The organism is Pseudomonas sp. CBS (assembly GCF_024734645.1).
In the GTDB taxonomy this organism is placed as follows: Bacteria; Pseudomonadota; Gammaproteobacteria; order Pseudomonadales; family Pseudomonadaceae; genus Aquipseudomonas.
In genome coordinates, this window is record NZ_CP102929.1 from 6,276,569 (window position 1) to 6,289,082 (window position 12,514).

The window sequence follows — 12,514 nt, forward strand, 5'->3', positions numbered from 1 at the left end:
CTCATTTGTATGAGCACCGGGTTTTTTGTATGAAACGCGGTTCAAATGTGGGAGCGGGCTTGCTCGCGAATGCGGTGTGTCAGTCCATATATTTGTCGACTGATCCACTGCTTTCGCGAGCAAGCCCGCTCCCACACAAGCCTGCTCCCACATTAGATTGCCGTTGGTCTTACGAGCTCTTTACCAGTTTCACTGCCAGCACATCGCAAGGTGCGCCGTGCAGCACGTCATTGGCGGTGGAGCCCAGCAGCAAGGCCAGGCCGTGACGGCCGTGGCTGCCGACCACGATCAGGTCGCAACCCTGTTCCTTGGCCAGGTGGTGGATTTCCTGGCGCGGCTGGCCGTAGGTCAGGTGGCTTTGGTCTTTTTTCAGGGCAGGGTACTTGTTGATCAGTCGATCAAGACGCTCCTTGGCCTGGTCGAACTGCTGCTGTTGCAACTGGGAAAGGTCCATCGGCACGTCGCCACCAAAGGCCATGGCCATCGGTTCGACGATATGCACCAGGGACAGTTTCACCGAGTCACCTGCAAGGCCTACGGCCCGCTTGATCACGGGGTCGCATTCTTCGGTCAGGTCCACGGCGACCAGAATATGTTCGTAGGGCATGAGGGTTTCTCCAAAGGAAAGCGATAAGTTCAGTATGGCTGGTTTCAAGCGGATGGGGTTGCGTCAGGTCAAATCCGCTCTTCAAGAAATTCGGGAGTACACATATGACGGTCTGGATAGTGGTGTCAATCCTTGCGCTGGTTTTAAGCCCCCTGGCGTGGCTGCGTCCTTCGCGCCATTCAAGCGGACGCATGGCGTTACGCATGGAGGCACGGCGCATTGGTTTGACCATGCAACTGACACCTCAGGAATGGCCGCACTGGCTCAAGCACGAGCCGCCCAGCCCGTGTGCGCAGTATCACCGGCCACGACGTGGTAACAAGCGGGTGACCTGGAGTTACTGGCAGTTGGAACCGGGGGTGTGGGTCAATCAGTGGCAGGAAACCTGCGTTGATGAAAAGTTGTTGCCGCATTTTGCGACGCTGCCTGCGAACGTCTACAAAGTCGAAGCCGACAAGCAAATGATCACCCTGTACTGGGGCGAGAAGGGCGAGTTGAGCGTGTTGCAGGACATTGACGCGGTGCTCAAGGCGCTGGCCTGAGATTCCTGCGGGCATTAAAAAGCCCGAAAGTATCATCGGGCTGGAGTTGGCCAGGCAGGCCGGTAATTCGTTTTACGTGCCGCTAGCCTAGCCGCATATTCCGTCCTGTACAGCCCTTTAAATCAAAATTCACATTATTGATTTCGCGAATGATTAAACATTGGCGGGGCGATGCCGGCTGCCCCGGGTTCTGAAATGACTGAAAAGTCGCGTTTTTGCGGCCCTTTCGAGCGATTGACAATTCATCGGATTTGGCTGAAGGTGACGTACCCAAATCAAACGGGCGTATGAATTGAGCGTTTGTCTTTCAGACCGTTCGTACAGAATCCCGACTATCGCGTTGGCGGGTGTGCCTGGCAACTTGGCGTTAGCATCGACGGTAACGTCAGTGTCTACGCTGAATCCTGCGTCCGACGTGTACTGTTCAGCTTCCATATCGTGGAGATCAGTTGATGATTTACGAAGGTAAAGCCATCACGGTTAAGGCTCTTGAAAGTGGCATCGTCGAATTGAAATTCGACCTCAAGGGTGAGTCCGTCAACAAGTTCAACCGTCTAACCCTGAATGAATTGCGTCAGGCCGTAGACACCATCAAAGCAGATGCATCGGTCAAGGGCGTGATCGTCTCCAGCGGCAAGGACGTGTTCATCGTCGGCGCTGACATCACCGAATTCGTCGACAACTTCAAGCTGCCCGATGCCGAGCTTGTGGCTGGCAACCTCGAAGCCAACAAGATTTTCAGCGATTTCGAAGACCTCAACGTGCCGACCGTTGCCGCGATCAATGGCATCGCCTTGGGCGGCGGTCTGGAAATGTGCCTGGCCGCCGACTTCCGTGTGATGTCGGCCACCGCGAAAATCGGCCTGCCGGAAGTGAAGCTGGGCATCTACCCAGGCTTCGGCGGTACCGTGCGCCTGCCGCGCATCATCGGTGCCGACAACGCCATCGAGTGGATTGCCGCCGGCAAGGAAAACCGTGCTGAAGACGCGCTGAAAGTCGGCGCCGTGGATGCCGTGGTGGCTCCCGACAAGCTGGCAGAAGCCGCATTGAACCTGATCAAAGGCGCCATCAGCGGCGAGTTTGACTACAAGGCCAAGCGTCAGCCAAAGCTCGAAAAACTCAAGCTCAACGCCATCGAACAAATGATGTCGTTCGAAACCGCCAAAGGTTTCGTGGCTGGCCAGGCCGGCCCGAACTACCCGGCGCCGGTTGAAGCGATCAAGACCATCCAGAAGGCCGCGAACTTCGGTCGCGACAAGGCCCTGGAAATCGAAGCCGCTGGTTTCGTCAAACTGGCCAAGACTTCTGCGGCGCAGAGCTTGATCGGTCTGTTCCTGAACGACCAGGAACTGAAGAAAAAGGCCAAGGCCTACGACGAAATCGCCCGCGACGTGAAGCAGGCTGCCGTACTCGGCGCCGGTATCATGGGCGGCGGTATCGCCTATCAGTCGGCGTCCAAAGGCACGCCGATCCTGATGAAAGACATCAACGAGCACGGTATCGAGCAGGGTCTGGCAGAAGCCGCGAAACTGTTAGTTGGCCGCGTTGATAAAGGCCGCATGACGGCAGCGAAAATGGCTGAAGTGCTTAACGGCATTCGTCCTACGCTGTCCTACGGCGATTTCGGCCACGTCGACCTGGTGGTCGAAGCGGTTGTCGAGAACCCGAAGGTCAAGCAGGCGGTACTGGCTGAAGTTGAAGCCCAGGTTAAAGAAGACACCATCCTGGCTTCCAACACCTCGACCATTTCCATCACCTTGCTGGCCAAGGCCCTCAAGCGTCCGGAAAACTTCGTCGGCATGCACTTCTTCAACCCGGTGCACATGATGCCGCTGGTGGAAGTGATCCGTGGCGAGAAGTCCAGCGAACTGGCCGTTGCCACCACCGTTGCCTACGCCAAGAAAATGGGTAAGAACCCGATCGTCGTCAACGACTGCCCGGGCTTCCTGGTCAACCGCGTGCTGTTCCCGTACTTCGGCGGCTTCGCCAAGCTGGTCAGCGCCGGTGTGGACTTCGTGCGCATCGACAAAATCATGGAAAAATTCGGCTGGCCAATGGGCCCGGCGTACCTGATGGACGTGGTCGGCATCGACACCGGCCACCACGGTCGTGACGTGATGGCTGAAGGCTTCCCGGATCGTATGAAAGATGACCGCCGCTCGGCGATCGACGCGCTCTACGAAGCCAAGCGCCTGGGCCAGAAGAACGGCAAGGGTTTCTACGCTTACGAGACCGACAAGAAGGGCAAGCAGAAGAAAGTGGCCGACCCATCGGTTCACGAAGTACTCGCGCCGGTCATCTACGAACAGCGTGAAGTGTCCGACGAGGACATCGTCAACTGGATGATGATCGCCCTGTGCCTGGAAACCGTACGCTGCCTGGAAGACGGCATCGTTGAAACCGCAGCCGAGGCCGACATGGGCCTGGTCTACGGTATTGGTTTCCCTCCATTCCGTGGTGGTGCGCTGCGTTACATCGATTCCATCGGTGTGGCCGAGTTCGTTGCCCTGGCTGATCAATACGCTGATCTGGGCCCGCTGTACCACCCGACTGCGAAGCTGCGTGAGATGGCCAAGAACGGCCAGAGCTTCTTCGGTTAAGTGCCCAGACGACTAGAGCGAGAATATTTATGAGCTTGAATCCAAGAGACGTCGTGATTGTCGACTTCGGTCGTACGCCGATGGGCCGCTCCAAGGGCGGCATGCACCGCAACACCCGCGCTGAAGACATGTCGGCGCACCTGATCAGCAAATTGCTGGAACGCAACGTCAAGGTCGACCCCAACGAAGTCGAAGACGTGATCTGGGGCTGCGTCAACCAGACCCTGGAGCAGGGCTGGAACATCGCCCGCATGGCTTCCTTGATGACGCAGATCCCGCACACCGCTGCCGGCCAGACCGTCAGCCGCCTGTGTGGCTCGTCCATGAGCGCGCTGCACACCGCTGCCCAAGCGATCATGACCGGTAACGGTGATGTGTTCGTGGTCGGCGGCGTGGAGCACATGGGCCACGTCAGCATGATGCACGGTGTCGATCCGAACCCGCACATGTCCCTGTACGCGGCGAAAGCCTCGGGCATGATGGGCCTCACCGCTGAAATGCTCGGCAAAATGCACGGCATTACTCGCGAAGCCCAGGATGCATTCGGCCTGCGTTCCCACCAGTTGGCCCACAAGGCCACCCTGGAAGGCAAGTTCAAGGATGAAATCATCCCGATGAACGGCTACGACGAGAACGGTTTCCTGAAACTGTTCGACTACGACGAAACCATTCGTCCGGACACCACCCTGGAAAGCCTGGCGGCCTTGAAGCCGGCCTTCAATCCAAAGGGCGGCACCGTGACTGCCGGTACTTCGTCGCAGATCACTGACGGGGCTTCGTGCATGATCGTGATGTCGGCCCAGCGTGCCCAGGACCTGGGCATCCAGCCGATGGCCGTGATCCGTTCGATGGCAGTCGCAGGTGTGGACCCGGCAATCATGGGCTATGGTCCAGTACCGGCCACACAAAAAGCATTGAAGCGCGCAGGCCTGACTATCTCCGACATCGACTTCTTCGAGCTCAACGAAGCTTTCGCCGCACAGGCCCTGCCAGTGCTGAAAGATTTGAAAGTGCTCGACAAGATGAACGAGAAGGTTAACCTGCACGGCGGCGCGATTGCCTTGGGTCACCCGTTTGGGTGTTCCGGCGCTCGTATCTCCGGCACGTTGCTGAACGTGATGAAGCAAAATGGCGGCAACCTTGGCGTTGCGACCATGTGCATTGGCCTCGGCCAAGGCATCTCCACCGTCTTCGAACGTATCTAAACGTTTCGTTGACGGAAGCCGGGGCCCAGTGCCCCGGTTTTTGTTTTTTGGAATTTTTTATATTTTTTTTTAACAAATTTTGTAAGAGGGCCAGAGCATGAAAGTCGAACCAGGGCTCTACCAGCATTATAAAGGTCCGCAGTACCGCGTTTTTAATGTGGCGCGGCATTCCGAGACCGAAGAGGAAGTGGTGTTTTACCAAGCACTGTATGGCGATTACGGCTTTTGGGTGCGTCCCTTGAGCATGTTCCTGGAGACCGTCGAAGTTGACGGCGAACAGGTCCCGCGCTTTGCTTTGATCCAGGCCGAAGCCAGCCTTTTTTCCGCGCAATAAAGGCAGGCCGCGCAGAATGCTGCGCTTGACCTCACCTTGTTGCCACTATATATAGCGTTGCCGCGTCAGGCGCCAACCGCCTTTCACTTCTCGAATTCAGGAATTTTCCGATCCATGGGCAAATCGCTGGTCATTGTGGAATCCCCGGCTAAGGCCAAGACCATCAACAAGTACTTGGGTAACGAGTACGTGGTGAAGTCGAGTATCGGCCATATCCGAGACCTGCCCACCAGCGGTTCGGCTAGCGCCAGCAAGGAGCCTGCCGCCAAGCGCGGCAAGGCGGCTGCGGGCGAAGGTCCGGTGCTCACGCCTAAAGAGAAAGCGCGCAAGCAGCTGGTCTCGCGCATGGGTGTCGATCCCGATCATGGCTGGAAAGCCAAGTACGAGATCCTCCCAGGCAAGGAAAAGGTCATCGAAGAGCTGCGCCGGCTCGCCAAAGATGCTGACACCATCTATCTCGCAACCGACTTGGACCGCGAAGGGGAGGCTATTGCCTGGCACCTGCGGGAAGCCATCGGTGGTGACGACAGCCGCTACAAGCGCGTGGTGTTCAACGAAATTACCAAGAAGGCGATCCAGGAAGCCTTCTCCAAACCGGGCGAACTGGACATTGACCGCGTCAATGCCCAGCAGGCCCGTCGCTTCCTCGACCGCGTCGTGGGTTACATGGTCTCGCCGCTGCTGTGGGCGAAGATCGCCCGTGGCCTGTCCGCCGGCCGTGTGCAATCGGTTGCGGTAAAGCTGGTGGTGGAGCGTGAACGCGAGATTCGTGCGTTCAACCCCGAAGAATACTGGGAAGTGCACGCTGACCTGGGCACCGCCAAGGGCAACAACGTGCGCTTTGAGGTGGCCCGCGAGAAAGGCGAGGCCTTCAAGCCGCTCAACGAAGCCCAGGCCATGGCCGCGCTGGAGAAGCTCAAGGCTTCCAGCTACAGCATCGTCAAGCGTGAAGACAAGCCCACCAGCAGCAAGCCGTCGGCGCCGTTCATCACGTCCACCCTGCAACAGGCTGCGAGCAACCGCCTGGGCTTCGGGGTGAAGAAAACCATGATGATGGCCCAGCGTCTGTATGAAGCGGGCTACATCACATATATGCGTACCGACTCCACCAACCTGTCGCAAGACGCGGTGGCAATGGCGCGCACTTATATTGAAAGCGAGTTCGGCAAGAAGTACCTGCCGGAGAAGCCGAACGTCTATAGCAGCAAGGAAGGCGCACAAGAGGCTCACGAAGCGATTCGTCCCTCCGACGCCAACACCGAGCCAAGCAAGCTGAGCGGCATGGAGCGCGACGCTGAGCGCCTCTATGAGCTGATCTGGCGCCAGTTCCTGGCCTGCCAGATGCTGCCGGCGCAATACCTGTCGACGACTGTCAGCGTGGGTGCTGGTGACTTCGAGCTGCGTGCCAAGGGCCGTATCCTCAAGTTCGACGGTTACACCCGCGTGATGCCGCAAATCGCCAAGCCGGGCGACGACGACGTTCTGCCGGATATGGCTCAGGGCGATGTGTTGAAGCTGATCAAGCTCGACCCGTCCCAGCACTTCACCAAGCCGCCGGCGCGTTATTCGGAAGCCAGCCTGGTCAAGGAGATGGAAAAGCGCGGTATCGGTCGTCCTTCGACCTATGCGGCGATCATTTCCACCATCCAGGACCGCGGCTACGTCGCCTTGCACAACCGTCGTTTCTACTCGGAAAAGATGGGCGACATCGTCACCGAGCGCCTGTCCGAGAGCTTCTCCAACCTGATGGACTACGGCTTCACCGCCGGCATGGAAGAGAACCTCGATGACGTGGCCCAGGGCGAACGCGACTGGAAAAACGTGCTCGACGAGTTCTACGGCGACTTCAAGAAGAAACTCGAAGTGGCTGAAAGTGCCGAGAACGGCATGCGTGCCAACCAGCCGGTGATGACGGACATTCCGTGCCTCACCTGCGGTCGCCCGATGCAGATTCGTACGGCGTCCACCGGTGTGTTCCTCGGTTGCTCGGGTTACAGCCTGCCGCCGAAAGAGCGCTGCAAGGCCACCGTCAACCTGGTGCCAGGCGATGAAATCGCTGCCGATGACGAGGGTGAATCCGAGTCGCTGGTACTGCGTGGCAAGCACCGTTGCCCGATCTGCAGCACGGCGATGGACGCCTACCTGCTGGACGAGAAGCACAAGCTGCACATCTGCGGTAACAATCCGGATTGCAACGGCTATGAGATCGAAGAAGGCACTTACCGCATCAAGGGCTACGAAGGTCCGAGCCTGGAATGCGACAAGTGCGGCAGCGAGATGCAGCTCAAGACCGGCCGTTTCGGCAAGTTCTTCGGTTGCACCAACCCGACGTGCAAGAACACCCGCAAACTGCTGAAAAGCGGTGACGCGGCGCCGCCGAAGATGGACCCGGTGAAGATGCCTGAACTCAAGTGCGAGAAGGTCAACGACACCTACATCCTGCGTGATGGCGCTTCGGGGCTGTTCCTGGCTGCCAGCCAGTTCCCGAAAAACCGCGAAACCCGTGCTCCGCTGGTGATCGAGATCGTGCCCCACAAGGACGAGATCGATCCGAAGTACCACTTCCTCTGTGAAGCGCCGAAGAAGGACCCGGACGGTCGCCCGTCCGTAATCCGCTACAGCCGCAAGACCAAGGAGCAGTACGTGCAGACCGAAGTGGAAGGCAAGCCTACCGGCTGGAAAGCGTTCTACGACGGTGGCAAGTGGAAGGTCGAGGACAAGCGCCAGGGCGCTTGATTCGCCTGTGAAGGCTATGGCTCTATGTAGGAGCGAGCTCGCTCGCGATGGTCGTTAACGATAACGCGGGAAACCTGACACCCCACGGTGCTCTCAGGTTTTTCGCGAGCAAGCTCGCTCCTACACAGCCAGCATCACGCCTTATTCGTTGTGGAGACTGCCTTCATGGCCAACGAACTCTATACCCGTACCAACCAGAAAATTTACTTCGCGGGTTTGTCCCTGGAAGCCCTTGGCCGTGCCGAAGAAGGAAAGGAGATGAACGCTATCGCGCTGGTACAGGCCGGGCGTGAAGCGGCGCTGTTCCACCTGTATGGCGCCTTGCTTGGCTTGTGCCATGAGATCGCCGGGTTCTATCGCTTGCCTCAGGCCGGCTCACCGCGTGCAGAGATGATCATCAACCGTGACGTGCTGGAGACCATGGCCATCCCGGAGTTGGCCGAGTTGGTGGAGATGGCGCAGAGCCCGGACAGCTGGCTGGCCCGATTGCTGGTAGCACACGCCGATATGTTTCAGCCTCCACGGGTGAAACACACTCCCAAAGGCGATGTGACCCAGCCGCTGATCGTGGCCGTGAGCCTGGACGAAGAAGGGCCTGAGCCATTAAGCCGAGAGGAGCTGGAAAGCTGGAGGCAGGAGTTGAAGAAACTGGCCATTCGGTTTCGGGATGGATTGAACGAGTGCTGAGTTAAGCCGGGCACCATTCATCAAGCCGTAAAGAAAGCTGTCCAGATCCTGAGCGAGGCCGCGCTGATGACTGATATAATGCCGGCCTTTCGTGGAGAACAGACTTTTATGCCAACGTCCTTTCTGGAAATTGTTGAATTGCCCGACGGCCGAATCGAGCTGCGCCGGGCTGAGGACGAGGGTTCTCTGGTTATTTTGGATTTTTCCGAAGACGCAAAAGCGTTCCTGCAAGGCCAGCACGTGGAAGTGGCGAAAGCCATGTTGAGCGTCGGTGTGCAGATGGCAGGGCGCCTGGCTGAAGGCGAGCCGGAGAAAGAAGACGGTTCGCGGATTCTTCACTGAGTCCGTCTGTCGGCTTTTTGTAAGGTTCAATCGTGCAGATCGGCTTCTCAATCCTGAAGAAGCCTTGCGTCATGGCGGACACTGATAACCGTCAGTTATCCGCGCATCGTTTTATCCCAACCGAATGTTCAAGCTCTGTGCATCGCCCGTACGTGCGGCGCTGATCAGTTGTTGCCTGGCCGCTGTGGTCAGTGGGTTCAGCCAGCTGACCACCGTATGGCTACGGCCCAGGCGCAAGGCTTCGCAGGTCAGCTGCTGGGCACTTTGGGCTCCGCGGGGTTGCAGCAACAGAATGCGTTCGCGGTTCAGGCCTGCGTCCCGCAGCCAGGCCTGAGTCAGGCTGGACGGTGGGGCGATCAGCGTCAGCCAGCGTGCATCCTGTTCCTCGCTCAATTCGCGAAGGATCGGCGCCAGCAGGCTCAGGCAGCTCCCGGCAGCACCGCGCAACGACAGTTCACTGAACGCCTCGGGTTCGGCGCTCCAGGGCGCTTCGACCGTTTCCTTGAGGATGGGCGCAAGGGGCTGGGCCATAAAGGCCTCAAACAGCGACAGCTGAGTGTGTTGTGGGGTCTGTAGGAACTGCATGATGCCTCCGTTAGCGGCGAATAACGCCGACGCTCAAGCCTTCAATCACCAGGTCCTGATCCTTCAGGTTCACTTCAATCGGCGCAAACTCAGGGTTCTCGGCCAGTAGCCAGACCTTGCTGCCTTCGCGCTTGAAGCGTTTGACCGTCACTTCATCGCCAATACGGGCGACGACGATCTGGCCATTGCGGGCTTCACGTGTGGTATGGACGGCCAGCAGATCGCCGTCGAAAATACCCACGTCCTTCATGCTCATGCCGTGGACTCGCAACAGGTAGTCGGCACGGGGATGGAAGAACGTCGGGTTGATATTGCAGGATTCCTCGACGTGCTGTTGCGCCAGGATCGGCGCACCGGCTGCGACCCGCCCGATAATCGGCAGTGTCGACTCGTCGGCCTTGGCTTCGAAGCCAGGGATACGAATGCCCCGTGAGGCACCCGGGGTCATCTCGATCGCACCTTTGCGGGCGAGGGCCTTGAGGTGTTCTTCAGCGGCGTTGGGCGACTTGAATCCCAGTTCCAGCGCAATTTCCGCTCGGGTCGGCGGGTAGCCGTTGTCATCGAGGCAGCGCTTGATAAAAGCCAGAATCTCAGCTTGGCGTGGCGTCAGTTTTAGCATGTTGATCGCTCTGTCTTTTTATACAGTGACTGGGATTATATACAGTGGACTGCGCTTGGCAATCACCGTTTTCAGTCACTCCGCTGGACGGTCGTTTGTCATACGTCCTACAGGCTGAAAACAGCACTGCCTACAGACCTTGGCGAATGTGATTAAATGGCCATGAAATCGGTGACCGACCAGCCGCAAAGCGACCTGCAGGCTTGACAAGACACAGCTTGAAACGTATGTTTCAAACAAGTGTTTGTCAGGCGGAGTAGCCATGGCCCAGTCGGAAACCGTTGAACGCATTCTCGATGCTGCCGAGCAGTTGTTCGCGGAAAAAGGATTTGCTGAAACCTCATTGCGGCTGATCACCAGCAAGGCCGGGGTCAACCTGGCAGCAGTGAACTACCACTTCGGCTCCAAGAAGGCGCTGATCCAGGCCGTGTTCTCTCGGTTCCTGGGGCCTTTCTGTATCAGCCTCGACCGTGAGCTGGAGCGTCGCCAGGCCAAGCCTGAAAACAAGCCAAGCCTGGAAGACCTGCTGGAAATCCTCGTAGAACAAGCCTTGGTGGTCCAGCCTCGCAGCGGCAACGACCTGTCGATCTTCATGCGCCTGTTGGGCCTGGCATTCAGCCAGAGCCAGGGTCACCTGCGTCGCTACCTGGAAGACATGTACGGCAAGGTGTTCCGCCGCTATATGTTGCTGGTCAACGAAGCCGCACCGCGTATTCCGCCGATCGAGCTGTTCTGGCGCGTGCACTTCATGCTCGGTGCCGCGGCGTTCAGCATGTCCGGGATCAAGGCCCTGCGTGCGATTGCCGAGACCGACTTTGGCGTCAACACCTCCATCGAGCAGGTGATGCGCCTGATGGTGCCGTTTCTCGCTGCCGGCATGCGTGCCGAAACCGGCGTTACCGACCAGGCCATGGCCGCCGCCCAGTTGCGTCCCCGCAGCAAGTCGGTACCGGTACCGACCAAGGTTTAACCCCGTCCGGGTGTGCGCGGCCGCTTGCATCCGCTAAGCTAGCCGCCCATGCCGATTTCAGCTATTTACCCACAGCCCGTTGCTCCCGCTGAGCGTCCGTTTCCAGGTTCAATCCTGGCGATGCGATCTCGTGAGGGCTCCGGGCTGCGCGCGTTATTTAAGGAAGCTTTATGACCCAAGCCCTGCAAGGCTCTTTGATGGTGGACGTCGCCGGTACCTGGCTGACGGCTGAAGATCGCCACTTGTTGCGCCAGCCCGAGGTGGGCGGCCTGATCATTTTTGCGCGCAACATCGAGCACCCGCGCCAGGTGCGTGAGTTGAGCGCCGCGATTCGCGCCGTGCGCCCGGACCTGCTGCTGGCGGTCGATCAGGAAGGCGGCCGCGTTCAGCGCTTGCGCCAGGGCTTTGTCCGCCTGCCGGCGATGCGCGCCTTGGCCGACAACCCGAATGCCGAGCAACTGGCCGAGCAGTGCGGCTGGATCATGGCGACAGAAGTGCTGGCAGTCGGCCTGGACCTGAGCTTCGCGCCGGTGCTGGACCTCGATTACCAGCGCAGCGCAGTCGTGGGCACGCGCGCATTCGAAGGCGACCCCGAGCGCGCCGCCGTGCTTGCCGGTGCCTTCATCCGCGGGATGAACAGCGCCGGCATGGCGGCCACCGGCAAACACTTCCCCGGCCACGGCTGGGCTGAAGCCGATTCCCACGTCGCCATTCCCAATGACGAGCGCAGCCTGGAGCAGATTCGCGCCAATGACCTGGTGCCTTTCGCACGCCTGAGCAAGCAGTTGGCGGCCGTCATGCCGGCCCACGTGATTTATCCACAGGTCGACGCGCAACCAGCCGGCTTTTCCCGGCGCTGGCTGCAGGACATCCTGCGCGGTGAGTTGCAGTTCGACGGGGTGATCTTCAGTGACGACCTGTCGATGGCGGGTGCCCATGTGGTCGGTGATGCTGCGAGCCGTATCGAGGCTGCGTTGACTGCCGGTTGCGACATGGGGTTGGTGTGCAACGACCGCGCGGCCGCTGAATTGGCCCTGAGTGCTGCCCAGCGCATGAAGGTCACGCCATCGGCGCGTATCGCGCGGATGCGGGGCCAGGCGGTGGCTTCGACCGAGTACAAGCAGGATCCGCGTTGGCTGGCGGCGTTGGGTGCGCTGCGAGATGCTCAGTTAATCGACTGACAACTGTGGTGCGCCCTTCGCGAGCAAGCCCGCTCCCACATCCGACCGCATTCCTCCAGGGTATATGCGGTCAAGTGTGGGAGCGGGCTTGCTCGCGAAGGCGATC

Annotated in this window: 12 protein-coding genes; 9 read left to right on the forward strand and 3 right to left on the reverse strand. The window is 59.1% G+C overall.

Annotated elements, in window-relative coordinates:
- Positions 1-169 precede the first annotated feature (169 nt).
- Positions 170-607, reverse strand: coding sequence for a universal stress protein (locus tag NVB75_RS28625; RefSeq protein ID WP_003218985.1), 438 nt, complete (start codon positions 605-607; stop codon positions 170-172).
- Between the two features lie 104 nt (positions 608-711).
- Here NVB75_RS28625 and NVB75_RS28630 point away from each other — a divergent pair, with 104 nt between their 5' ends.
- From NVB75_RS28630 to NVB75_RS28660, 7 genes are all read left to right on the forward strand, one after another.
- Complete coding sequence (locus NVB75_RS28630) at positions 712-1,149, forward strand: hypothetical protein (RefSeq protein ID WP_258344402.1); 438 nt, start codon at positions 712-714, stop codon at positions 1,147-1,149.
- Between the two features lie 452 nt (positions 1,150-1,601).
- Positions 1,602-3,749 carry a fatty acid oxidation complex subunit alpha FadB gene (gene fadB / locus NVB75_RS28635; protein WP_258344403.1) on the forward strand — a complete coding sequence of 716 codons (2,148 nt, stop codon included), beginning with the start codon at positions 1,602-1,604 and terminating at the stop codon, positions 3,747-3,749.
- Between the two features lie 29 nt (positions 3,750-3,778).
- Positions 3,779-4,954: an acetyl-CoA C-acyltransferase FadA gene (gene fadA / locus NVB75_RS28640; protein ID WP_010176360.1), complete on the forward strand. Its 1,176-nt coding sequence runs from the start codon at positions 3,779-3,781 to the stop codon at positions 4,952-4,954.
- A gap of 97 nt (positions 4,955-5,051) precedes the next feature.
- Positions 5,052-5,288, forward strand: a complete 237-nt coding sequence (locus tag NVB75_RS28645; RefSeq protein ID WP_178964995.1) for a DUF1653 domain-containing protein — start codon at positions 5,052-5,054, stop codon at positions 5,286-5,288.
- A 114-nt stretch (positions 5,289-5,402) separates the two neighbouring features.
- The gene (topA, locus tag NVB75_RS28650) at positions 5,403-8,024 is read left to right on the forward strand and encodes a type I DNA topoisomerase (protein ID WP_017477200.1); all 2,622 of its coding nucleotides are present in this window, start codon (positions 5,403-5,405) and stop codon (positions 8,022-8,024) included.
- Between the two features lie 165 nt (positions 8,025-8,189).
- Positions 8,190-8,711: a DUF6586 family protein gene (locus tag NVB75_RS28655; RefSeq protein ID WP_258344404.1), complete on the forward strand. Its 522-nt coding sequence runs from the start codon at positions 8,190-8,192 to the stop codon at positions 8,709-8,711.
- 108 nt (positions 8,712-8,819) lie between these two features.
- Positions 8,820-9,053: a hypothetical protein gene (locus tag NVB75_RS28660; RefSeq protein ID WP_177084693.1), complete on the forward strand. Its 234-nt coding sequence runs from the start codon at positions 8,820-8,822 to the stop codon at positions 9,051-9,053.
- 111 nt (positions 9,054-9,164) lie between these two features.
- Here NVB75_RS28660 and sulA read toward each other — a convergent pair whose 3' ends face one another.
- Both sulA and lexA read right to left on the reverse strand, forming a co-directional pair.
- Positions 9,165-9,638, reverse strand: coding sequence for an SOS-induced cell division inhibitor SulA (gene sulA / locus NVB75_RS28665; RefSeq protein WP_258344405.1), 474 nt, complete (start codon positions 9,636-9,638; stop codon positions 9,165-9,167).
- 10 nt (positions 9,639-9,648) lie between these two features.
- Positions 9,649-10,257: a transcriptional repressor LexA gene (gene lexA / locus NVB75_RS28670; RefSeq protein ID WP_003172575.1), complete on the reverse strand. Its 609-nt coding sequence runs from the start codon at positions 10,255-10,257 to the stop codon at positions 9,649-9,651.
- A gap of 262 nt (positions 10,258-10,519) precedes the next feature.
- On the opposite strand from lexA, the gene psrA reads away from it, so the two are divergent.
- Both psrA and nagZ read left to right on the forward strand, forming a co-directional pair.
- On the forward strand, positions 10,520-11,227 hold the full coding sequence (gene psrA, locus NVB75_RS28675) for a transcriptional regulator PsrA (protein ID WP_258344408.1): 708 nt from the start codon (positions 10,520-10,522) through the stop codon (positions 11,225-11,227).
- Positions 11,228-11,397: 170 nt separating this feature from the next.
- Positions 11,398-12,408, forward strand: a complete 1,011-nt coding sequence (nagZ, locus tag NVB75_RS28680) for a beta-N-acetylhexosaminidase (protein WP_003218962.1) — start codon at positions 11,398-11,400, stop codon at positions 12,406-12,408.
- The last annotated feature ends 106 nt before the right edge of the window (positions 12,409-12,514 follow it).